We start from the raw sequence: 21951 nt of genomic DNA on the forward strand, positions 1-21951 counted from the left end.
AGGTCACTCTTCTCATAATCGCTTGGTCGCTGGTTCAAGCCCAGCAGGGGCCACCAAATTTTAGCTTTAAAATCATATAATTAAGCCACTCTAAAGAGTGGCTTTTTTGTTTCTGACAGGGTCGCCCCATACCGCTATTTACGATGCCAATAGGCTGCCGCACGTACCAGGTGTGGATCAAACCCCTTTTCAAAGCACTGACTTAAACGTTTTACCGTTTTGCCTTCACCAGTAATCCAGATGAAATAGTCCGATTCTGGTATTGTCAGCTGCGACAGGCGCGTTTGCATTACCTGTTCATCGCCGCCAACAACATATTCCACAGTAATATCCGTCAAATGGGCGAGATAATCGCGATATGCGGCATCCTGAATGCTCACCAGCGCGGTTACCGCAGGGCGCGCAGGCAGACGACTAAGCGATTCCAGACGACGACGCAGCGCAGGCATACCGGACTCATCGCAGACATAAACCTGACAGGCATAATCTTCCGGCACCACCAGCGAACCGCGCGGCCCGCCGATCGTCAGTGTATCGCCTTCACGGGCTTCCATTGCCCAACGGCTGGCTACGCCGCCATCGTGGATAAAGAAATCCAGCGCCAGCTCGCGACGCGCCTCGTCATACAGCGGCGTGTAATCCCTGGAGACCGGACGAACGCCCTCCCCCCAGATAATGCCTTCCTCAGTGACTGTCGGAGGCGTAAAGCGACAGCCTGGCTCAGGGAAAAAAACTTTCGTGTGATCGTCAAAGCCCAGGGAGGTGAAACCGTCCAGCGCCTCGCCGCCAAGTACGATCCGCTGAAATCCTGCGCTAATACGTTCTACCCGCAGAACGGTCAGCTCGCGAAAACGCAGTTCATTACGAACACGCTGTGGATAGCGTGAGGATGATGTCGTCATTTTTTGCCTTCGTGAAGTAATACGATATATCTAAATTAAAGTTTTAAATGATAATGATTGTTAATCAGTAAAAATGCAACTGTTTTTTGATAGTGATCTGGCAACGCGTCGCTAACTATAACCTTAGAATAAAACGTTATAAATTAATAGATTATAGCAACAATCGCTTTTACCCTTGCTAAAACCCATCATTTAGATATAAATTAGATATATCTAAATAAGCAGGAGGCAATGATGCAAAATCAACATGAAGGGTGTTGCAAAAACCGGGATCATAAGCACGATGGTTGCTGCAAAGATCGAGAACATCAGCATGAAGGCTGCCATAGCGCGCATCAGCATGAGAACGCCAGTTGCGGCGGCGAACACCGTCACGGACACGGCTGTGGTCGTCATGGACAGGGCGGTGGTCGACGTCAGCGATTTTTTGGCCACGGGGAACTTCGGCTGGTCATTCTTGATATCCTGACCCGGGACGCCAGCCACGGCTATGAACTGATTAAAGCGATAGAAAACCTGACGGGGGGCGGCTATACGCCAAGCGCTGGCGTGATCTACCCTACGCTGGATTTTTTACAGGATCAGCAATTTATCACGATTAGCGACGAAGAAGGCGGGCGGAAAAAAATCGCGATTACCGCGAACGGCGCGCAATGGCTTGATGAAAATCGCGAACATCTGACGCATATTCAGGCGCGGCTAAAAGCCCGTTGTGTGGGCATGGAGTTACGTAAAAATCCGCAGATGAAGCGGGCGCTGGATAACTTCAAGGCCGTGCTGGATCTGCGGATAAACCACAGCGATATCAACGACGCGCAAATCAAACGCATTATCGGCGTGATTGATCGCGCGGCGCTGGAAATCGCCGAACTGGATTAAGCGGGCTGCGTGTCCTCTTCGCGGACGCGGAACACGTTAACCAGCTCTTTTAAATGTAACGCCTGTTCGTTCAGCGACGCCGCGGCGGCAACAGACTCTTCCACAAGGCAGGAGTTTTGTTGCGTGGCGGCGTCAATCAGGCCAATCGCGCTGTTAATCTGCGAAATACCGTCAGTTTGCTCGCGGCTGGCCTGCCCAATCTCACGTAATATCACATCCATCTCTTCGACGTTATCCACCATGCCATTAATCAGGGCGCTGGCTTTCTCCACCAGGTGCATCCCTTCCTGAGTCTGACTGGTTGAATCTTCAATCAAATTACGGATTTCACTGGCTGACGAGGCGCTCTTTTGCGCCAACTGGCGAACCTCTCCGGCGACAACGGCAAAACCGCGCCCATGTTCGCCCGCGCGCGCCGCTTCAACCGCCGCGTTCAGCGCCAGAATATTGGTCTGAAAGGCAATGGAATCAATGATATTGATGATATCCGACATACGATTTGCCGTGTCGTTAATGACGCGCATTTTCTGCGTCACTTGATTCATCATCTCCCCATTGTTTTTCACCACGCTGGCGGCGCCGGCAGAGAGTTTGGTCGCTTCACTGGTATGGTCAGCCGTATTTTTAACCGTGGCGGTAATCTGTTCCATCGACGCCGCCGTTTCTTCAACCGAGCTGGCCTGCTCTTCCGTACGCGCCGCCAAATCCTGGTTACCGGCGACAATTTGCGCCGCCGCCGTGGAGATACTCTCCGAACCGTTTTGCACTTCCTGTACGATATCCAGTAGACGCGTTTTCATCGCCATTAACGCTTGCAGTAGTACGCCTGTTTCATCTTTATAGTCGGTGGTGATATGGCGAGTCAGATCGCCATCGGCAATCGCCTCGGCAAAGCGTACTGCGTCATCAAGCGGCCGGGTAATAGAACGCACAATATACCATCCCATTACGCCTCCGGCGGCGATGCTTATCAGCGCCAAAGTGATTAACAGCGTCCGATTATTTTTAAAATCCTCTTTGACCTGCACGCTCGCTTCATGCATCTGCGCGTCCTGAACAGCGATAAGTTCCTGGACTTTGTCCTTATAGACTTTTTGCACCTGCACCGTTCTGGTCATCATCTCCTGAATGGCCGCCTGACGATTATTGCTTTGAATATCTTTCAAAATACGGAATCTGGACTCCAGATATTGCTGGCGCGCTTCACGGATCTCATTAATGATTTTCTGTGAATCCGCATCGTGACTATTTTCCCTGGAAAGCTCATCCAGTAACGCCGAAATACGCTGGCTTATCTCACTGAGTTCTTTCTGCGAGCTCTGGCTCCAGCGCCCCTCTTCATCCAGTAACATGAGCTGCTGCGCGATGATGAAATCATTAAAATTATCGATTAACAGATTGGCTTTTACCGTGGTGGGATAATCATTGGTAATAATGTCCTGCATACCCGTATTAGCCCGATCAAGGCTAAACAAAGACAGAGCGGAACTCACCACCATGAGAACAATGAATAAGCCAAAGGCCATAAATAATTTTGAACGTATTTTAATGTTATGCAAAAACATATTTTCTCCCTGGGATTGCATATCCTCATACAGGAAGATTTATCGGCAATAATGTTACTAACTTTATGATATTGATCGCTTTTTATTTCGGAACATTATTAGTAAGTAATTTTTATTGTTCACAGAAAGATGAACCAAAAGTGACATAAATTGGCACTAATAATGAAAGAAATACGCTAAAAGGTTAACCATTTCTTATTTATCAACTGAGCTTATACCTATTAATAGGTAGACAAGGGAGAAGGAATAAATATCACATTATTTTTAACATCACAGGCCACTGATACTCTCTGTGATGGCAGGCACCGCCTTCTATCAGAGCGCATCCGCCCGGTAAGCTTGTTGCTACCGGGCGGATGTCATTACCGTTGCTACCTACAAATAAACTTAATGCAGTACCGTGACCGCATCCTCCAGCCGGCTGGCACGGTGTTTTACCATTGCGGAGACTTGTGTGCTCTCTTCCACCAGCGCCGCATTCTTCTGGGTTATGCGGTTCAACTCGTCCACGGCGCGAGTCAGGCTGGAAAGCCCATCTGTCTGTTCCTGCGTCGACTGGCTGATCCGTGCGATAAGCAGGGTGACATTTTGCACCTGGGCTACAATGTCATCCATGGTACGGCCTGCGGCGTGAACCTGCTCGGAGCCTGACTGCACCTTTGTTGCGCTGGCATCAATTAATTTACGAATATCGTTCGCCGCGTTAGCGCTGCGGCTGGCAAGATGGCGTACCTCGCCAGCAACCACGGCAAACCCTTTCCCCTGCTCGCCCGCTCTCGCCGCTTCTACCGCCGCATTCAGCGCCAGGATATTCGTCTGAAAAGCGATATCGTTAATTAGCGTGGTGATCGTCCCGATACGTTGCGTACTGTGAGCGATATCATCCATCGTTTTAATCACCGTATCCATCGCCTCACCTCCCTGAGTCGCCGCACTACTGGCCGCCATGGAAAGCTTATCCGCAGCGGAAGCCGTCTCGGAATTGAGCTTCACGGACTCCGCCATCTGGTTCATGGTCGTTACCGTTTCCTGAACATTCTCCACGGTCTGACGGGTGTGTTCGTTCAGATCATTGTTACCCTTCGCCAGCCTTTCACTGCCGTTTCTGACGCTGGAAACCTGACTTGATACGTCATTGATCAGCCAGCGGCACATCAAGCCAAGCTGCCCCACGGCCCTCAGCATCAGCCCCAACTCATCGCTGCGATTAAGATGTTGTACGCTGTTGCGTTCGCCGGTCGCCACTTTCAGCGCCTGCGTCGCCACATTTTCAATGGGACGCACAATTTGCCATTCAAATAGCGCCGTACCTGCCAGCATCGCCAACGCGCCCAACAGCAACGCCTGCCATGAGGCATCCGTACCGAACAGCGCCAACGCCAGCATTACGGCCATTAGCCCCATAATGCTACGCACTCGCCAGCGAACAGGCATAGCGGGCAGTTTGCCCAGCAAGCCCTGACGAACCACCAGGCCTTTATGAATACGTTTACTACACCGCCCTTCATTTAGCGCCTGATATAAAGGCTCGACGGCGGCAATCTCATCATCCGTGGCGCGGGTACGGATCGACATATATCCCGTCACACGCCCTTCACGTATCATCGGTACCGCGTTGGCCCTCACCCAATAATGGTCGCCGTTTTTACGCCGGTTTTTCACAATGCCGCTCCACGGTTCGCCCTGTTTTAGGGTGTACCACATATCTGCGAAGGCAGCTTTCGGCATATCCGGATGACGCACCAGATTATGTGGCTGCGCCAGTAACTCGTTTAACTGATAGCCGCTCACCTGGACAAAAGTGTCATTGGCGTGAGTGATATAGCTTTCCAGGTCGGTCGTAGACATCAGAGTGGTATCATCATCCAGCGGGGTATTTAGCTGGCTGACGTAGGGATGAGAAGACATGATAGCGTCCTGTGCAGGTTATCTGGATGTTAATTTTTCGCTCAGATGTTATTTCGGCGCTAATCTATTTATCTTTAGTTGTTAAAATTGCTCTGGATCGCAATTTGCGATTAATCCTTAATATTTGTACGATTTTCACCTCATCCTGCGCCTTATTTTCATTATGAAATTGTTTAGCATGGACAACCTTTTTCTTTAAAATCTGCCCTGGCTCACCTTTTTCTCACGCCGCCGTTAACGCAACACACCGTAAACCATAAAACAAGATCTGCTCAAAATGCATCCAATTGTTAACACATAACATTAAATGTTGTGTAAATGTGATTATTCCTGGTGTTTATCCCGATTTTCACTATGGGCTTAGACCCCCGCTAATCCCTGCAATACTTAATTCAGTATCATGTGATACACGGCCCTCTGGAGCTCATTTTGAACAGGTTACCTTCCAGCGCATCGGCTTTGGCCTGTAGCGCGCACGCACTGAATCTCATCGAGAAGCGAACGCTAAACCATGAGGAAATGAAAGCACTAAACCGAGAGGTCATTGACTACTTTAAAGAGCATGTAAATCCAGGATTTCTGGAATACCGGAAATCTGTTACCGCCGGCGGGGATTACGGAGCCGTAGAGTGGCAAGCGGGCAGTTTGAATACGCTTGTCGACACCCAGGGGCAGGAGTTTATCGACTGTCTTGGGGGATTTGGCATCTTTAACGTGGGGCACCGTAATCCTGTTGTGGTATCCGCCGTCCAGAATCAACTCGCAAAACAACCTCTCCACAGCCAGGAGTTACTTGATCCCTTGCGGGCGATGCTGGCAAAAACGCTGGCGGCGCTGACACCGGGGAAACTCAAGTACAGCTTTTTCTGTAACAGCGGCACCGAATCCGTCGAAGCGGCGCTAAAACTGGCAAAAGCGTATCAGTCGCCGCGCGGCAAGTTTACCTTTATCGCCACCAGCGGCGCATTTCACGGCAAATCATTGGGCGCGCTCTCCGCCACGGCCAAATCTACCTTCCGCAGACCCTTTATGCCTTTACTGCCGGGCTTCCGCCATGTGCCGTTTGGCAATATTGACGCGATGAGCATGGCATTTAGCGAAGGCAAAAAAACGGGCGACGAGATAGCAGCCGTGATTCTGGAGCCTATTCAGGGTGAAGGCGGCGTGATCCTGCCGCCGCAGGGATACCTGACAGAGGTACGTAAGCTCTGTGACGAATTCGGCGCGCTGATGATTCTGGATGAAGTACAAACCGGCATGGGGCGTACCGGCAAGATGTTTGCCTGTGAGCACGAAAATGTGCAGCCTGATATTCTGTGTCTGGCGAAAGCCCTGGGCGGCGGCGTGATGCCGATTGGCGCCACCATCGCGACTGAAGAGGTGTTTTCGGTTCTGTTCGACAACCCCTTCCTGCATACCACCACTTTTGGCGGTAATCCGCTGGCTTGTGCTGCCGCGCTGGCGACCATTAACGTCCTGCTGGAGCAAAACCTCCCGGCCCAGGCGGAACAAAAAGGCGATACGCTACTGGATGGTTTTCGACAACTTGCGCGTGAATATCCCAATCTGGTACACGATGCGCGCGGCAAAGGTATGTTGATGGCCATTGAATTTGTCGATAACGAAACGGGCTACCGTTTTGCCAGTGAGATGTTCCGTCAACGCGTGCTGGTCGCTGGTACGCTGAATAATGCGAAAACAATTCGTATCGAGCCACCGCTCACGCTAACCATTGAACTGTGCGAACAGGTATTGAAATCAGCGCGTAATGCGCTGGCGGCGATGCAGGTGAGCGTTGAAGAGGTTTAAAAACGATGCCGGATGGCGCTATGCTTATCCGGCCTGTTTTCCCCGGGTCGCGGCCTCTTTTTTGAATCCCATCACAATCACCACATTCCCCTTTTCCCTTTTACCTCGCGACGGCTACAGTAGTAACTCATCCGACCACATAACAATAATTTTACATACTGGATACGCTTATGAGCTACCCGTCGCTGTTCGCCCCGCTCGATCTGGGCTTTACTACTCTCAGAAACCGCGTGCTGATGGGATCGATGCACACGGGTCTGGAAGAACATCCTGATGGCGCTGAGCGCCTGGCGGCATTTTATGCCGAGCGCGCGCGACACGGCGTAGCGTTAATCGTCACCGGCGGTATTGCGCCCGTTCCCTCCGGGGTCGTGATGACCGGCGGTGCGATGCTGAACGATGCCAGCCAATTAACGCCTCACCGCGTGGTGACCGATGCCGTACATGCGCAAGGCGGTAAAATCGCGCTGCAAATTCTGCACACCGGACGTTACAGCTATCAGCCGCACCTGGTCGCGCCGTCGGCAATTCAGGCGCCAATCAACCGCTTTATGCCGCACGAACTGACGCATGATGAAATCTTGCAGTTAATCGACGACTTCGCGCATTGCGCGCAACTGGCGCGGGAAGCAGGCTACGACGGCGTAGAGGTGATGGGATCAGAGGGCTATCTGATTAATGAATTTCTCACCCGGCGAACTAACCATCGCGATGACGAATGGGGCGGCGACTATACCAGCCGTATGCGCTTCGCGGTTGAGGTAGTACGCGCGGTACGCCAGCGGGTAGGGAACGACTTTATTATTATCTATCGCCTGTCGATGCTCGATCTGGTGGAAAATGGCGGCACGTTCGACGAAACGGTACAACTGGCGCAAGCCATTGAAGCCGCAGGCGCAAGCCTAATTAATACCGGCATTGGCTGGCATGAGGCGCGAATCCCGACCATCGCCACGCCAGTACCGCGTGGCGCCTTTAGCTGGGTGACGCGGAAACTCAAAGGTCATGTGTCGGTTCCGCTGATCGCGACCAATCGCATTAACGATCCGCAGGTCGCTGAGACGATCCTGACGCGCGGCGATGCCGATATGGTGTCGATGGCGCGTCCCTTCCTTGCCGATGCCGAATTCCTGACTAAAGCGCAATCCGGACGCGCAGATGAGATCAACACCTGTATCGGCTGTAATCAGGCCTGTCTGGATCGGATCTTCATCGGCAAAGTGACCTCCTGTCTGGTGAACCCGCGCGCCTGTCACGAAACCCACATGCCGATAACGCCGGTCATACGCAAAAAGAACCTGGCCGTTGTCGGCGCAGGCCCGGCGGGGCTGGCTTTCGCGATTAACGCCGCGTCGCGCGGCCATCATGTCACGCTGTTTGACGCCCAGAGTGAAATTGGCGGTCAGTTCACTATCGCCAGGCAGATCCCGGGTAAAGAGGAGTTTTACGAAACGCTGCGCTACTACCGTCGAATGATCGATATTACTGGCGTTACGCTGAAACTGAACCAACGGGTGAACGCAGAGGATCTTCAGCCGTTTGACGAAGCGATCCTCGCCTGTGGAATAGTACCGCGCCGCCCGCCGATAGACGGTATCGATCATCCAAAGGCATTGACCTACCTGGAGGTATTGCGCGATAAAGCGCCGGTTGGTAAACGAGTGGCGATCATCGGCTGCGGCGGGATCGGTTTTGACACGGCCATGTATCTGAGCCAGCACGGCGAATCCACCAGCCAAAATATTGCTGAATTTTGTACGGAATGGGGAATTGATACCAGCCTGCAGCAGGCAGGCGGTCTGCGCCCGGAAGGCCCACGCCTGGCACGTAGTCCACGGCAAATCGTCATGCTGCAACGCAAAGCCAGCAAGCCGGGCGAAGGGTTAGGTAAAACCACCGGCTGGATCCATCGCGCGACGTTACTGGCGCGCGGCGTGAAGATGATCCCGGCGGTTAGTTACCAGAAGATCGACGACGACGGATTACATCTCTTGATCGGCGGCGAACCGCAGTTGCTGGAAGTGGATCATGTGGTGATCTGCGCCGGACAGGAGCCTCGCCGCGAGCTGGCGGACCCGTTACGCGCCGCAGGTAAAACGGTACATCTTATCGGCGGATGCGATGTCGCGATGGAGCTGGATGCCCGACGGGCGATTGCCCAGGGCACCCGACTGGCGCTGGAGATTTAACGACTTTACCTGATGGCGCTGCGCTTATCGGGCTTACGCCGTCATACCGGTTTTATAGGCCGGTATGACGCTTGAGCGCCTTATCGACGGCGTCCCTGCTTCACCGCTTTCAAAATAACAAATTTATTGTTGGTTGCTATCGTCGCGCAATTACCGAAAATCTTCTTCAGCTTGTGGAAATAGTCCAGATGGCGGTTCGCCACAATATACAGTTCGCCGTTGATTTTCAGGCAACGGCGGGCGTGATGGAACATCTCCCAGGCGATATTATCCGTCAGCGCATGTTTCTGGTGGAACGGCGGGTTGCAGAACACAGCGTTAAAACGGAACGGCTCCACGCCGGAGAGCGCATTGTTGATCATAAATTCGCAGCGTTCGAACGCTTCCGGCAGGTTCGTTTCTACATTCAAACGGCTGGAATCTACCGCCATCGGCGATTCATCGACAAATACCACGTTCGCCTGCGGATTTTTCGCCAGTAAGCTCAGGCCAATCACCCCATTGCCGCAGCCGAGATCGACAATCTCCCCGTCGAGGTTTTCCGGCAAATGCTGCATAAAGAAGCGCGCGCCGATATCCAATCCGGTACGAGAAAACACATTCGCGTGGTTGTGAATCGTCCAGCCTGTATCTTCCAGTTTCCAGCTTAGCGTTTGCGGCGCGTCGGCCAGTTGCGGATGACTGAAGGTACAGTTAATCAGGCGCGCTTTCTTCCACGCCAGCGTCGTCGTGGTTGGGCCCAGCACTTTTTCAAACAGTTCCAGCGTAGAGGTATGAATATCACGCGCTTTCGCGCCGGCGATAATACGCGTTTGCGCCGTAACGACCTTACGCAAAGCGCGTAACTGCTGTTCCAGCAACGCCAGTGTTTTCGGTACCTTAATCAATACCACGCCCGGCGCCTGCGGGTAGTCAGCGGTACTGTCGAGAAACGTTACGCTGGACTCCGCGATGCCGTTATGGCGTAAATTCTCTCGCGTACCCAGTTCGCTTAAATACGAATCGCCAATACTGTATGGCGAATGCTCCGCCAGCGCACAGCTTAGCGCGCCAAACGTATCATTCAGGATCAGCACCGGGCCGCGAATTTCCGTCTCATCCAACTGTTGCAGCAGATACTCATCGGCCGCCTCCCACGCCAGAAGCGGGTTAACATCATCCGTTTGCGGAAAACGTTTCAGCGTCAGTGAACGGAAACCGTCGTCTACGTGGCTCATTAGGCCTCCTGAATGGTAAAATTGCGGCGTTATCCCTGAAAAGGGTGCGTGAGTATACACTTTTTATCAGCAACATGGAGCTTTGATGACCTCACTAACTTACCTTCAGGGGTATCCGGAACATCTCCTTGCCCAGGTGCGTACCTTAATCGCCGAGCAGCGCCTGGGAGCGGTGCTGGAAAAACGTTATCCCGGCGCGCATGATTACGCCACTGACAAAGCGCTATATCACTATACTCAGGAACTGAAAAGTCAGTTTCTGCGCAATGCGCCGCCCATCAATAAAGTGATGTATGACAGCAAGATCCATGTGCTGAAAAATGCGCTGGGACTACATACCGCTGTCTCGCGCGTTCAGGGCGGCAAGCTCAAGGCAAAGGCGGAGATCCGCGTCGCCACCGTGTTTCGTAACGCCCCGGAGCCATTCTTACGGATGATTGTGGTTCACGAGCTGGCGCACCTGAAAGAGAAAGATCATAACAAAGCGTTTTATCAGCTCTGCTGCCATATGGAGCCGCAGTACCATCAACTGGAGTTTGATACGCGACTGTGGCTGACGCATCAGGCGCTGTCGGCACAATAAATTCTGAAAATGCCCCTTCCCCCGTATCTTTTTAACGGCGTGGGCATAAAATCGGCGCGTTCACATTTCGCTCATTGCCTGCCGCCACGTCAAGGATGACGATCTGTAGAGGGTATTTTTTATCCACCGCCAACGGAACCGCGCAACAACCATGCTCTCACAATGTGCCCGTTTTATCCGCCGCCTCTGTTTTACACGCCGGGCGTTAACAGTGGCGTGTTTTCTGCTTGTCGCAGCAGGCGTCGCGCTTTTCTATTCCAACTGGCTTATCGTCAACGCCTCGCAGCATCTGACATGGAATGACATTCAGACCGTTCCCGCCCGCAACGTCGGGCTGGTGTTAGGCGCTAAACCCGGCAATCGGTATTTTACCCGGCGGATTAATACTGCCGCCGCGTTGTATCACGCCGGTAAAGTGAAGTGGCTGTTAGTCAGCGGCGATAACGGCAAAAAAGAGTACGATGAACCTTCGGCGATGCAGCAGGCGCTGATAGCGAAAGGTGTGCCGGAAGCGGCCATTTTTTGTGATTATGCCGGATTCTCCACGCTGGACTCCGTAGTTCGCGCCCGGAAAGTGTTTGGCGAAAGCCGCATTACGATTATCTCGCAAGCATTCCATAATCAACGGGCGATCTGGCTAGCGCAACAATATGGCATTGACGCTATCGGCGTTAACGCGCCGGATCTGAATAAAAGGCACGGAACCTACACACGAATTCGGGAAAAGCTGGCGCGGGTTAGCGCGGTGCTGGATGCCAAAATTTTGCACCGTCAGCCTAAATATCTGGGCGCTGGCGTCACTATTGGGGCTGATAGCGCACACGGGTGCCCTTCTCGCCAGTAAAATGCCAGAGTGCGTCGCAGCGCACTGGCAAGGGCGGAAAGGCGTGCTACATTGACGAAAAATCCCTTTCTGGAGTCCGCTGACGTTTATGATACGTTTCGCTGTAATTGGGACTAACTGGATCACGCGCCAGTTTGTCGACGCCGCCCACGAAACCGGCAAATTCAGGCTCGCCGCCGTTTACTCCCGTAGTCTTGAACAGGCGCAGTCTTTCGCAAATGATTATCCCGTCGAGCATCTGTTTACCTCGCTGGAAGCGATGGCGCAAAGCGACGCGATTGAGGCGGTTTATATCGCCAGCCCGAACTCCCTGCATTTCTCCCAGACACAGCGCTTTTTGCAGCATAAAAAACATGTCATGTGCGAAAAGCCGCTGGCTTCTAACCTGGCGGAGGTTGATGCCGCTATCGCCTGCGCGCGCGATAACCAGCGGGTACTGTTTGAAGCCTTTAAAACCGCCTGCCTGCCCAATTTTCTGCTGCTGCGGGAATCGTTGCCGAAAATCGGCAGAATGCATAAAGCATTACTAAATTACTGCCAGTACTCTTCACGTTATCAGCGCTATCTGAACGGTGAAAATCCGAATACGTTTAATCCGGCCTTCTCCAATGGTTCGATTATGGATATCGGGTATTACTGTCTGGCGTCGGCGATCGCGCTATGGGGCGAGCCGCGCAGCGTTCAGGCGTCGGCGAATTTGTTGGAAAGCGGAGTAGATGCGCACGGCGTCGTGGTTATGGATTACGGCGATTTTAGCGTCACGCTACAGCATTCCAAAGTCAGCGACTCGGTACTGGCCAGTGAAATTCAGGGCGAGAGGGGATCGCTGGTCATTGAAAAGCTGTCGGAATGCCAGAAAGTGTGTTTTGCGCCGCGCGGCGCGCTGATGCAGGATCTGACCCAGCCTCAGCATATTAATACCATGCTGTATGAAGCCGGGGCGTTTGCCCAGCTTATTGAAAACCATGCCGTGGAACATCCGGGGTTGTCGCTAAGTCGCGCCACGGCAAAATGGCTGACAGAAATACGCCGTCAAACCGGGGTCATCTTCCCGGCGGACGATCTGACCCATCCCCTTACTGCGTAAAATTATGTAAATTATATGTTACAGGTCATTGACTCTACGCGTGGCCTGTCATACTTTGTTACGCGCAAAGGGGAGTAACTTCATTGCCGGTCGATCGTCATTACGATGTGTGCAAAACCACATCCGGTCACCGGGCAGCCATAAAGGAATGCGTCAGCGTATTCCTTTATTGTTGTAAGTGAGACCTTGCCGAATGGCAAGGTCTATGCATAAAAGCAGCGGCTAATGCCATTCGGCGTTAGCCGTTTTTTTTTGCATAGGGAGAAATAATGAATACTGTTGGTACGCCATTATTATGGGGTGGATTCGCGGTTGTTGTGGTGATAATGCTATCCATCGACCTGTTGTTGCAGGGACGCCGTGGCGCACATGCGATGTCGATGAAACAAGCGGCAGGATGGTCAATCCTGTGGGTAACGCTCTCGCTACTGTTTAACGCTGCTTTCTGGTGGTATCTGGCTGAAACGCAAGGGCGCGAAGTTGCTGACCCGCAGGCATTGGCGTTCCTTACCGGCTATCTGATTGAAAAGTCGCTGGCCGTAGATAACGTCTTTGTCTGGCTGATGCTGTTTAGCTATTTCTCCGTCCCTCCGGCTCTGCAACGCCGGGTGCTGGTGTATGGGGTCCTTGGCGCGATCGTGTTGCGTACTATCATGATTTTCGCCGGTACCTGGCTTATCACTCAGTTCGAATGGCTGCTGTATGTGTTCGGCGCCTTCCTGCTGTTTACCGGCGTAAAAATGGCGCTGGCGAAGGAAGACGAATCCGGCATTGGCGAAAAACCGATGGTGCGTTGGCTGCGCGGGCATCTGCGTATGACCGATACGATCGAGAACGAGCACTTTTTCGTACGTAAAAACGGCCTGTTGTATGCCACGCCGCTGCTGCTGGTGCTGATTATGGTTGAGCTCAGCGATGTAATCTTCGCCGTTGACAGTATTCCGGCGATCTTTGCGGTCACCACCGACCCGTTCATCGTACTGACCTCTAACCTGTTTGCCATCTTAGGACTGCGCGCGATGTACTTCCTGCTGTCCGGCGTGGCGGAACGCTTCTCGATGCTGAAATATGGTCTGGCGGTCATTCTGGTCTTTATCGGCATTAAGATGCTGATCGTCGACTTCTACCATATTCCTATCGCGATTTCGCTGGGCGTAGTGTTTGGCATTCTGACCATTACGCTGGTGATTAACGCCTGGGTTAACCATCAGCGCGATAAGAAACTGCGAGCGCAATAATCTTTTATCGGGGTAAACCTGCCCCGTCAAAAACGCCCGGCAGCGCACACCTGCCGGGCGTTTTTGTTTAACATGTCACAATACTGTTAATATAAAGTTATAAAACATGATCGCAGCAAAAAATCCAGGATATTTCGCTTCCCGAACCTTCAACTTTCCTTATACTCAACCAGGCAAACACTTTGTTACATCCTGAAAGATGCGCCGTAAGAGCGTGCAGGGGATGACCAGCAACACAATACAAGGAACATGAAATGGCTACGCAACGAGCATCAGGGCTACTGCAGCGTTTAGCGCAAGGCAGTCTGGTTAAACAAATTTTAGTGGGTCTGGTACTGGGGATTTTACTGGCATGGATTTCTAAGCCTGCGGCAGAAGCGGTTGGCTTGCTTGGCACCCTGTTCGTCGGCGCCTTAAAAGCGGTCGCCCCCGTTCTGGTGCTGATGCTGGTAATGGCCTCGATCGCCAACCACCAGCACGGTCAAAAAACCAATATTCGCCCTATTCTCTTCCTTTACCTGCTAGGCACCTTTTCAGCCGCGCTGGCGGCCGTTGTGTTCAGCTTCGCCTTCCCTTCAACGCTGCATCTGTCCAGTAGCGCCCAGGATATCGTGCCGCCGTCCGGCATTGTAGAAGTCCTGCGCGGTCTGCTGATGAGCATGGTGTCGAACCCCATCGACGCGCTGCTGAACGCTAACTATATCGGGATTCTGGTGTGGGCCGTCGGCCTGGGATTTGCCCTGCGTCATGGCAATGAAACCACCAAAAACCTCGTGAACGATATGTCTAACGCCGTGACCTTTATGGTGAAACTGGTGATCCGTTTCGCGCCAATCGGTATTTTTGGTCTGGTTTCATCAACGCTTGCAACCACTGGCTTCTCCACCCTGTGGGGCTATGCGCACCTGCTGGTCGTCTTGATTGGCTGTATGCTGCTGGTCGCGCTGGTGGTCAACCCGCTGTTGGTATTCTGGAAAATTCGTCGCAACCCTTATCCGCTGGTGTTCGCCTGCCTGCGTGAAAGCGGCGTTTATGCCTTCTTTACCCGCAGCTCTGCCGCCAATATTCCAGTGAATATGGCGCTGTGCGAAAAACTGAATCTGGACAGGGATACTTACTCCGTTTCCATTCCGCTGGGCGCCACCATCAATATGGCCGGCGCGGCAATTACCATTACGGTTCTGACGTTGGCGGCAGTTCATACGTTAGGCGTCCCGGTGGATCTGCCTACAGCGCTGCTGCTGAGCGTGGTGGCCTCGCTGTGTGCTTGCGGCGCCTCCGGCGTGGCAGGCGGTTCATTGCTGCTGATCCCGCTGGCGTGCAACATGTTTGGCATCCCGAACGATATCGCGATGCAGGTAGTAGCGGTCGGCTTTATTATCGGCGTATTGCAGGATTCGTGTGAAACGGCGCTGAACTCATCTACCGATGTTCTGTTCACTGCGGCAGCCTGCCAGGCAGAGGACGAACGTCTGGCGAATAACGCCTTGCGTAGCTAAGTGATTATCGATGTCGGATGGCGTATGCCATCCGGCGTAACGATAGATCTGAATCTCCCAATCCATAGGCTGTGACCTAAAGCGAATTGATGTTCACGCGCGACATCCTCGCGTAACGTTATATGTAGATGGCGTCTGCCGCGGCGCTCGGTCAGCGTACAGTATAAAGTGTCAGCCTGTGTAAATCCTCTCGCCACCCTCCTTTGCGATAAGCAAAATCAAAGCTCAACGACGCGTAATTTCTATAACGGACTTCGTTGACCTTTGTTACAATTAGATGCATTTTGAATTTTTGTGTGTTAGTGCTTGCTTACTTCACAACTTAACAAGGAATAGTTCAGGCCGCGAATTTGCCGTTTCCGCAACGCTGATAAAAACTCCAACTCTGTTGCGGCAGTGCAAACCTCAGATCACCGGCGTGACGTTAACCGATTCTCCAGGAATACTGAATGGAACTACTGACTCAATTGCTGAATGCCCTGTGGGCTCAGGACTTTGAAACACTGGCCAATCCTTCCATGATTGGCATGTTATATTTTGTGTTATTTATGATTTTGTTTCTGGAAAATGGGCTGCTCCCTGCCGCCTTTTTACCTGGCGACAGCCTGTTGATCCTGGTCGGCGTGCTGATCGCCAAAGGCGCGATGGGTTTTCCACAAACCATTTTGCTGCTTACCGTCGCGGCCAGCCTGGGTTGCTGGGTGAGCTATATTCAGGGCCGCTGGCTGGGGAATACCCGCACCGTACAAAACTGGCTCTCTCATCTCCCCGCACATTATCATCAACGCGCCCATCACCTTTTCCATAAACACGGCCTGTCGGCATTATTGATAGGCCGTTTTATCGCGTTTGTCAGAACGCTGCTGCCCACCATTGCCGGCATATCCGGCCTGAATAACGCGCGCTTTCAGTTCTTCAACTGGATGAGCGGCTTGTTGTGGGTGCTTATCCTGACGTCGCTGGGCTATCTGCTGGGCAAAACGCCCGTCTTTATGAAGTATGAAGATCAGTTAATGTCATGCCTGATGCTGCTGCCCGTGGTGCTGCTCTTTTTTGGCCTGGCGGGTTCACTGGTCATGCTGTGGAAAAAGAAGTATGGGAGCCGGGGATAACTTATGCTTAAACCACGCATAACTGCCCGACAACTCATTTGGATCAGCGCTTTTCTACTGATGCTGACCATACTCATGATGACGTGGTCAACGCTGCGTCAGCAAGAGTCGACGCTGGCCATTCGCGCGGTTAACCAGGGCGCCAGTATGCCAGACGGCTTCTCAGTTCTGCATCATCTGGATGCGAACGGCATTCATTTTAAAAGTATTACGCCTAAAAATGACATGTTGCTCATTACCTTCGATTCCCCTGCGCAAAGCGCCGCAGCAAAAACAGTGCTTGATCAAACGTTACCACACGGTTATGTCGTCGCTCAGCAGGACGATGACAACGAAACGGTACAGTGGCTGTCCCGCTTACGGGAAAGCTCACACCGCTTTGGCTAATCTCCAGGAATCCGAATCATATCACTCACTTTGGTGATTTCATTGTTTAATGACTATGATTAATAAAGCGGTGTTTAACCCACCGCGTTATTATCGGGATCACCGCCCCGGACAACGGGTCCGAACATAAGGGAAAGTTCAGGAATGAAATACCGCATCGCTTTGGCTATCACGCTTTTTACACTTAGCGCCGGTAGCTACGCTAATTCGCTTTGTCAGGAAAAAGAGCAGGATATACAAAAGGAAATTAGCTACGCTGAAAAGCACAACAATCAGCGCCGTATTGAGGGTCTGAACAAGGCGCTCAGCGAAGTACGCGCTAATTGTACTGACAGCAAGCTACGCGCCGAGCATCAGAAAAAGATCGCTGAGCAAAAAGAAGAGGTAGCCGAACGCCAACGTGATTTAGCCGAGGCAAAAGCAAAAGGCGATGCGGATAAAATAGACAAACGTGAACGTAAGCTGGCCGAGGCTCAGGATGAGCTAAAAAAACTTGAGGCCAGAGACTACTAAATTAACGCCGAATGTAAATACTCACTCACCTGGAGAAAACTATGTCGAAAGATAACACTACGGAACATCTGCGCGCTGAGTTGAAATCCCTGACCGATACGCTTGAAGAAGTGCTGAGCTCTTCGGGCGAAAAGTCGAAAGAAGAGTTGAGTAAGATTCGTAGCAAAGCCGAGCGCGCGCTGAAAGAGAGCCGTTACCGCCTGGGCGAAACGGGTGATGTGATTGCCAAACAGACTCGCGTCGCCGCCGCCCGCGCCGATGATTATGTGCGCGAAAATCCCTGGACAGGCGTAGGCATTGGCGCCGCTGTCGGTCTGGTGTTGGGCGTACTGCTGACGCGTCGTTAATTATGGCGGACTCTCGACAGGCACAAGGACCAGGCAAAAGCGTACTGGATATCGGGCAGCGGATTGTCACCATTATCGTTGAGATGGTGGAAACCCGGCTGCGACTGGCGGTAGTAGAACTGGAAGAAGAGAAGGCGAACCTCTTTCAGCTTTTGCTGATGGTAGGTCTTACCATGCTCTTCGCGGCGTTTGGCTTAATGAGCCTGATGGTTCTGGTCATCTGGGCTATCGATCCTCAGTACCGTTTGAACGCGATGATCGCTACCACAGTTGTGCTGTTAGTGCTTGCGCTAATCGGCGGCATCTGGACTTTGCGCAAAGCGCGTCAGTCCACGCTATTGCGCCATACGCGGCACGAACTGGCTAACGATCGGCAAATTCTGGAGGACGATCAGTCGTGAGCAGCAAAGGCGAACGCGAAAAACGTAAAGCGCTGCTTCTCAGTCAGATCCAGCAGCAACGGCTGGATCTGTCCGCCAGTCGTCGCGACTGGCTGGAGACCACCGGCGCGTACGATCGCGGCTGGAATACGGTGTTAAGCCTGCGCTCCTGGGCGCTGGTCGGTAGCAGCGTAATGGCCATCTGGACCATCCGTCATCCTAATATGTTGGTACGCTGGGCGAAACGCGGCCTGGGTATCTGGAGCGCCTGGCGCCTGGTAAAAACTACCCTCCGTCAACAACAGCTCCGCGGTTAATATCTTTTCTTTTATAGCATCGCGCCATCAGGTTATCGCCCTATTACACCTGGTGGCGCGATACTTTTATGCATATCGTCTCTTTATCAATCACTCAAATTTTTTGAAAAAATTTGGCAATTTTCCTTGCTAACAATTCCTGTACGCCACGTTTATGATTCTCTCCAGCGATAACAATGACGCGCTAAACCGCGCCATTGCTCATGAAAATAGCAGCAGCAGCCGAATCGGCCTCCTGGAGAATAAAATGAAAAAATTAGAAGATGTTGGTGTACTGATAGCGCGTATTTTAATGCCAGTTCTGTTTATTACCGCAGGATGGGGAAAAATTAGCGGCTATGCGGGCACACAACAGTATATGGAAGCGATGGGCGTACCAGGATTCCTGCTGCCGCTCACCATACTGCTTGAGTTCGGCGGCGGTCTGGCGATTCTGCTGGGGTTCCTCACCCGCACCACTGCGCTTTTTACCGCTGGTTTTACGTTGCTGACGGCATTGATCTTCCATAGCAATTTTGCAGAAGGTGTAAACTCGCTGATGTTTATGAAAAACCTGACCATTGCCGGCGGATTCTTATTACTGGCGTTAACCGGGCCTGGCGCGTTCAGCCTTGACCGTCTGCTGAATAAAAAGTGGTAAGCAATCTATACTCAATTAAAAAAGCGAGGGAATAGCGCCTCGCTTTTGTCATCTGAAGGAGAGAGACATGGGACAACTGATCGATGGCGTCTGGCACGACACCTGGTATGACACCAAATCTTCCGGGGGGAAATTTCAGCGTTCAGCGTCGGCTTTCCGCAACTGGCTTACCGCTGACGGCGCGCCCGGACCTTCCGGCGAAGGCGGATTCGCCGCAGAAAAAGATCGTTACCATCTGTACGTTTCCCTTGCCTGCCCCTGGGCGCATCGCACGCTCATTTTCCGTAAACTGAAAGGTCTGGAGCCATTTATTCCGGTTTCCGTCGTGAATCCATTGATGCTGGAAAACGGCTGGACGTTTGATGATACTTTTCCGGCGGCCACCGGCGATACCCTCTATCAGCATGAATTTCTCTACCAGTTGTATCTGCACGCCGATCCACACTACAGCGGCCGCGTCACCGTACCGGTCTTATGGGATAAAAAAAATCATACTATCGTCAGCAACGAGTCCGCCGAAATCATTCGTATGTTTAACTCCGCCTTCGATGGGCTGGGCGCTAAAGCCGGGGATTACTATCCCCCCGCGCTGCAAAGCAAAATTGACGAGTTAAACGGCTGGATTTATGACAACGTTAATAACGGCGTTTATAAAGCAGGATTCGCCACCAGCCAGCAAGCGTATGATGAAGCGGTAGACAAGGTATTTACTGCGCTGGCGCGCCTGGAACAGATTCTCGGACAGCACCGCTATCTGACGGGCGACCAGTTGACCGAGGCGGATATCCGCTTATGGACGACCCTGGTACGCTTTGATCCGGTTTACGTGACTCATTTCAAGTGCGACAAATACCGAATCAGCGACTACCTGAATCTGTACGGTTTCCTGCGCGATATCTATCAAATACCGGGCATTGCTGAAACCGTTAATATGGACCATATTCGTCACCACTATTTCCGTAGCCATAAAACGATTAACCCCACAGGTATCATTTCTATCGGACCGTGGCAGGATCTGCTCGAACCTCACGGACGCGACGTGCGCTTTGGCTAATTTCAGGCGTCCTCCGGGACGCCTTATTAATTAATACCACAAATATTTACCAGCATTTCATTCGCGGCTATTCTTAGTTTGATTACTTTAAAAACAAGTGATTGAACCATTATTGAGGCGAAAATGGATTGGTATTTAAAGGTTTTAAAAAATTATCTGGGATTTGGCGGCCGCGCGCGACGCAAAGAGTACTGGATGTTTATTCTGGTCAATATCATCTTTACCTTTGTGTTGGGCCTGCTGGACGCCATGCTTGGCTGGCAACGCGCCGGGGGTGAAGGCGTTCTGACCACCATTTACGGCGTTCTGATCTTTTTACCGTGGTGGGCCGTGCAGTTCCGTCGTCTGCATGACACTGACCGCTCCGCATGGTGGCTACTGTTGCTACTTATCCCCATTATCGGCTGGCTTATCATCATCGCGTTCAACTGCCAGAATGGTACGCCAGGCGACAACCGCTTCGGCCCCGACCCGAAACGTTTTTCCTGATGGCAGCGCGGCGCCGCTTTTAAAGCGCCGCGCGCTATTTATTTTCCGGCGAATAGCTTAGGTATTTCCCGCAGGCACCAGGCTTTTGCCTCCCCCATACTGTCGCGCCGCCAGGCCATAATAATATCGATTTCGCTGGTCGATTCCGGGCTGACCACGCGTAGCCGCCCTTCGGCAATATCCTGTTCCACCATCGAATATGGCATGGTCGCGACGCCAAGCCCGGCCAGCAGCGCCTGACGTTTATCTTCAATCGTGCTTACCGTCAGACGTGGCTGCTTATCCAGCAGTTGCACCGTTAATACCGGCCGCTCGCGCGCGGTATCCGCTACCGCTACGCCGCGGTATTTAACCCGCGTCACTTCCGAAAGCGGCTCCGGCTCCTGATGAATAGGGTGGTCAGGCGCGGCGACATACACATTCATTAACGTATACAACTTACGGGAGTTAATTTCCGACGACGATCGAAAATGCATATCCGGGGCGATAACGATATCCGCCCGTCCCTGCTCAAGCCGCTCCCATGCGCCAGCCAGTACTTCGGTAATCAATGAAAGCTGCGTATTGGCTTTAGCGGCCAGCCGGTCGATCAGCGGAAAAAAAGCAGGCGTCGGTACCAGAGCTTCAGTGACCAGCGTCAGATGCGTTTCCCAACCGCGGGCCAACGCTTCAGCATCCGTCGTTAACTTGTCTGCCGCTTCCAGCAATACCCGCCCGCGTTCCAGCAGCATACGCCCGACGTTGGTGAATTTTGTACGATGGCCGGAGCGATCGAACAGTACAACGTCCAACTCTTCTTCCAGCTTCTGCATGGTGTAACTCAGCGCGGAGGGCACCCGCCCCAACTCATCAGCCGCTGCGGCAAAACTGCCCCGGCGGTCAATGGCGTCCATCACACGCAATGCTTCAAGCGTCAGCGCTCTCTCTTTAGCCATAACGTTCTCATTCAGGAAATTTGAACATACCGGGCAGAATATCTGGCTAACAATGCA

General features: G+C 52.4%; 22 protein-coding genes. 17 read left to right on the forward strand and 5 right to left on the reverse strand.

Annotated features, from left to right (window positions below):
- Window positions 1-134 precede the first annotated feature (134 nt).
- Window positions 135-902, reverse strand: a complete 768-nt coding sequence (locus ACLJRE_RS02610) for a siderophore-interacting protein (protein ID WP_023212683.1) — start codon at window positions 900-902, stop codon at window positions 135-137.
- Window positions 903-1133: 231 nt separating this feature from the next.
- Here ACLJRE_RS02610 and ACLJRE_RS02615 point away from each other — a divergent pair, with 231 nt between their 5' ends.
- Complete coding sequence (locus ACLJRE_RS02615) at window positions 1134-1781, forward strand: PadR family transcriptional regulator (protein WP_000983434.1); 648 nt, start codon at window positions 1134-1136, stop codon at window positions 1779-1781.
- Here ACLJRE_RS02615 and ACLJRE_RS02620 read toward each other — a convergent pair.
- Together ACLJRE_RS02620 and ACLJRE_RS02625 are read right to left on the reverse strand one after the other, a co-directional pair.
- Window positions 1778-3346 carry a methyl-accepting chemotaxis protein gene (locus ACLJRE_RS02620; RefSeq protein ID WP_000478462.1) on the reverse strand — a complete coding sequence of 523 codons (1569 nt, stop codon included), beginning with the start codon at window positions 3344-3346 and terminating at the stop codon, window positions 1778-1780. The two genes, ACLJRE_RS02615 and ACLJRE_RS02620, sit on opposite strands and share 4 nt — an antisense overlap.
- Before the next feature lie 387 nt (window positions 3347-3733).
- Window positions 3734-5254, reverse strand: a complete 1521-nt coding sequence (locus tag ACLJRE_RS02625) for a PAS domain-containing methyl-accepting chemotaxis protein (RefSeq protein WP_023212682.1) — start codon at window positions 5252-5254, stop codon at window positions 3734-3736.
- A 429-nt stretch (window positions 5255-5683) separates the two neighbouring features.
- On the opposite strand from ACLJRE_RS02625, the gene ygjG reads away from it, so the two are divergent.
- Complete coding sequence (gene ygjG / locus ACLJRE_RS02630; protein ID WP_001520281.1) at window positions 5684-7063, forward strand: putrescine aminotransferase; 1380 nt, start codon at window positions 5684-5686, stop codon at window positions 7061-7063.
- A 170-nt stretch (window positions 7064-7233) separates the two neighbouring features.
- Window positions 7234-9252: an NADPH-dependent 2,4-dienoyl-CoA reductase gene (locus ACLJRE_RS02635; RefSeq protein WP_000121535.1), complete on the forward strand. Its 2019-nt coding sequence runs from the start codon at window positions 7234-7236 to the stop codon at window positions 9250-9252.
- Between the two features lie 80 nt (window positions 9253-9332).
- On the opposite strand, the gene rlmG is transcribed toward ACLJRE_RS02635, so the two are convergent.
- Window positions 9333-10469, reverse strand: coding sequence for a 23S rRNA (guanine(1835)-N(2))-methyltransferase RlmG (gene rlmG, locus ACLJRE_RS02640; protein ID WP_000019989.1), 1137 nt, complete (start codon window positions 10467-10469; stop codon window positions 9333-9335).
- A gap of 85 nt (window positions 10470-10554) precedes the next feature.
- On the opposite strand from rlmG, the gene ACLJRE_RS02645 reads away from it, so the two are divergent.
- The 14 genes from ACLJRE_RS02645 (at window position 10555) to ACLJRE_RS02710 (ending at window position 20959) form a co-directional block, all read left to right on the forward strand.
- Complete coding sequence (locus ACLJRE_RS02645) at window positions 10555-11052, forward strand: M48 family metallopeptidase (protein WP_000202969.1); 498 nt, start codon at window positions 10555-10557, stop codon at window positions 11050-11052.
- Between the two features lie 151 nt (window positions 11053-11203).
- Window positions 11204-11896: a vancomycin high temperature exclusion protein gene (locus tag ACLJRE_RS02650; RefSeq protein ID WP_000951044.1), complete on the forward strand. Its 693-nt coding sequence runs from the start codon at window positions 11204-11206 to the stop codon at window positions 11894-11896.
- An 88-nt stretch (window positions 11897-11984) separates the two neighbouring features.
- Window positions 11985-12983, forward strand: coding sequence for a Gfo/Idh/MocA family protein (locus ACLJRE_RS02655; protein ID WP_000617687.1), 999 nt, complete (start codon window positions 11985-11987; stop codon window positions 12981-12983).
- Between the two features lie 269 nt (window positions 12984-13252).
- Window positions 13253-14221, forward strand: coding sequence for a TerC family protein (locus tag ACLJRE_RS02660; RefSeq protein ID WP_001098836.1), 969 nt, complete (start codon window positions 13253-13255; stop codon window positions 14219-14221).
- A 254-nt stretch (window positions 14222-14475) separates the two neighbouring features.
- A complete protein-coding gene (gene sstT, locus ACLJRE_RS02665) occupies window positions 14476-15720 on the forward strand; it encodes a serine/threonine transporter SstT (RefSeq protein ID WP_000235360.1) in 1245 nt (414 codons plus the stop codon).
- A 449-nt stretch (window positions 15721-16169) separates the two neighbouring features.
- On the forward strand, window positions 16170-16832 hold the full coding sequence (gene yqjA / locus ACLJRE_RS02670; protein ID WP_000422141.1) for a DedA family general envelope maintenance protein YqjA: 663 nt from the start codon (window positions 16170-16172) through the stop codon (window positions 16830-16832).
- A 3-nt stretch (window positions 16833-16835) separates the two neighbouring features.
- Window positions 16836-17219 (forward strand): EnvZ/OmpR regulon moderator MzrA, encoded by a 384-nt coding sequence (mzrA, locus tag ACLJRE_RS02675; protein WP_000917516.1) that lies wholly within the window; start codon window positions 16836-16838, stop codon window positions 17217-17219.
- A gap of 144 nt (window positions 17220-17363) precedes the next feature.
- Window positions 17364-17732, forward strand: coding sequence for a DUF1090 domain-containing protein (locus ACLJRE_RS02680; RefSeq protein WP_000877297.1), 369 nt, complete (start codon window positions 17364-17366; stop codon window positions 17730-17732).
- A gap of 41 nt (window positions 17733-17773) precedes the next feature.
- Window positions 17774-18079, forward strand: a complete 306-nt coding sequence (locus ACLJRE_RS02685) for a YqjD family protein (protein WP_000031219.1) — start codon at window positions 17774-17776, stop codon at window positions 18077-18079.
- Between the two features lie 2 nt (window positions 18080-18081).
- A complete protein-coding gene (locus ACLJRE_RS02690; RefSeq protein WP_000785622.1) occupies window positions 18082-18480 on the forward strand; it encodes a phage holin family protein in 399 nt (132 codons plus the stop codon).
- Window positions 18477-18776, forward strand: coding sequence for a YqjK-like family protein (locus tag ACLJRE_RS02695; RefSeq protein ID WP_000095496.1), 300 nt, complete (start codon window positions 18477-18479; stop codon window positions 18774-18776). The genes ACLJRE_RS02690 and ACLJRE_RS02695 overlap by 4 nt, the downstream gene beginning before the upstream one ends.
- Window positions 18777-19023: 247 nt before the next feature.
- The gene (locus ACLJRE_RS02700; protein WP_001592732.1) at window positions 19024-19416 is read left to right on the forward strand and encodes a DoxX family protein; all 393 of its coding nucleotides are present in this window, start codon (window positions 19024-19026) and stop codon (window positions 19414-19416) included.
- A gap of 67 nt (window positions 19417-19483) precedes the next feature.
- The gene (locus ACLJRE_RS02705; protein WP_000531160.1) at window positions 19484-20470 is read left to right on the forward strand and encodes a glutathione S-transferase family protein; all 987 of its coding nucleotides are present in this window, start codon (window positions 19484-19486) and stop codon (window positions 20468-20470) included.
- A 123-nt stretch (window positions 20471-20593) separates the two neighbouring features.
- Complete coding sequence (locus ACLJRE_RS02710; protein WP_000384139.1) at window positions 20594-20959, forward strand: DUF805 domain-containing protein; 366 nt, start codon at window positions 20594-20596, stop codon at window positions 20957-20959.
- A gap of 38 nt (window positions 20960-20997) precedes the next feature.
- Here ACLJRE_RS02710 and yhaJ read toward each other — a convergent pair whose 3' ends face one another.
- Window positions 20998-21894 carry a DNA-binding transcriptional regulator YhaJ gene (gene yhaJ / locus ACLJRE_RS02715; protein ID WP_001041026.1) on the reverse strand — a complete coding sequence of 299 codons (897 nt, stop codon included), beginning with the start codon at window positions 21892-21894 and terminating at the stop codon, window positions 20998-21000.
- Between the last annotated feature and the right edge of the window lie 57 nt (window positions 21895-21951).

The sequence above is a fragment of the Salmonella sp. SAL04157 genome, assembly GCF_046551635.1.
In the GTDB taxonomy this organism is placed as follows: Bacteria; Pseudomonadota; Gammaproteobacteria; order Enterobacterales; family Enterobacteriaceae; genus Salmonella; species Salmonella enterica.

Excerpts from the sequence above, each read along its gene's own strand:
- rlmG (WP_000019989.1), bottom strand. The coding sequence starts at position 10,469 with ATGAGCCACGTAGACGACGGTTTCCGTTCACTGACGCTGAAACGTTTT.
- ACLJRE_RS02655 (WP_000617687.1), top strand. The coding sequence starts at position 11,985 with ATGATACGTTTCGCTGTAATTGGGACTAACTGGATCACGCGCCAGTTT.
- ACLJRE_RS02690 (WP_000785622.1), top strand. The coding sequence starts at position 18,082 with ATGGCGGACTCTCGACAGGCACAAGGACCAGGCAAAAGCGTACTGGAT.
- ACLJRE_RS02615 (WP_000983434.1), top strand. The coding sequence starts at position 1,134 with ATGATGCAAAATCAACATGAAGGGTGTTGCAAAAACCGGGATCATAAG.
- ACLJRE_RS02705 (WP_000531160.1), top strand. The coding sequence starts at position 19,484 with ATGGGACAACTGATCGATGGCGTCTGGCACGACACCTGGTATGACACC.
- yqjA (WP_000422141.1), top strand. The coding sequence starts at position 16,170 with ATGGAACTACTGACTCAATTGCTGAATGCCCTGTGGGCTCAGGACTTT.
- ACLJRE_RS02620 (WP_000478462.1), bottom strand. The coding sequence starts at position 3,346 with ATGTTTTTGCATAACATTAAAATACGTTCAAAATTATTTATGGCCTTT.
- mzrA (WP_000917516.1), top strand. The coding sequence starts at position 16,836 with ATGCTTAAACCACGCATAACTGCCCGACAACTCATTTGGATCAGCGCT.
- yhaJ (WP_001041026.1), bottom strand. The coding sequence starts at position 21,894 with ATGGCTAAAGAGAGAGCGCTGACGCTTGAAGCATTGCGTGTGATGGAC.
- ACLJRE_RS02610 (WP_023212683.1), bottom strand. The coding sequence starts at position 902 with ATGACGACATCATCCTCACGCTATCCACAGCGTGTTCGTAATGAACTG.
- ACLJRE_RS02685 (WP_000031219.1), top strand. The coding sequence starts at position 17,774 with ATGTCGAAAGATAACACTACGGAACATCTGCGCGCTGAGTTGAAATCC.
- ACLJRE_RS02710 (WP_000384139.1), top strand. The coding sequence starts at position 20,594 with ATGGATTGGTATTTAAAGGTTTTAAAAAATTATCTGGGATTTGGCGGC.
- ACLJRE_RS02645 (WP_000202969.1), top strand. The coding sequence starts at position 10,555 with ATGACCTCACTAACTTACCTTCAGGGGTATCCGGAACATCTCCTTGCC.
- ACLJRE_RS02680 (WP_000877297.1), top strand. The coding sequence starts at position 17,364 with ATGAAATACCGCATCGCTTTGGCTATCACGCTTTTTACACTTAGCGCC.
- sstT (WP_000235360.1), top strand. The coding sequence starts at position 14,476 with ATGGCTACGCAACGAGCATCAGGGCTACTGCAGCGTTTAGCGCAAGGC.
- ACLJRE_RS02625 (WP_023212682.1), bottom strand. The coding sequence starts at position 5,254 with ATGTCTTCTCATCCCTACGTCAGCCAGCTAAATACCCCGCTGGATGAT.
- ACLJRE_RS02660 (WP_001098836.1), top strand. The coding sequence starts at position 13,253 with ATGAATACTGTTGGTACGCCATTATTATGGGGTGGATTCGCGGTTGTT.
- ACLJRE_RS02700 (WP_001592732.1), top strand. The coding sequence starts at position 19,024 with ATGAAAAAATTAGAAGATGTTGGTGTACTGATAGCGCGTATTTTAATG.
- ACLJRE_RS02635 (WP_000121535.1), top strand. The coding sequence starts at position 7,234 with ATGAGCTACCCGTCGCTGTTCGCCCCGCTCGATCTGGGCTTTACTACT.
- ACLJRE_RS02650 (WP_000951044.1), top strand. The coding sequence starts at position 11,204 with ATGCTCTCACAATGTGCCCGTTTTATCCGCCGCCTCTGTTTTACACGC.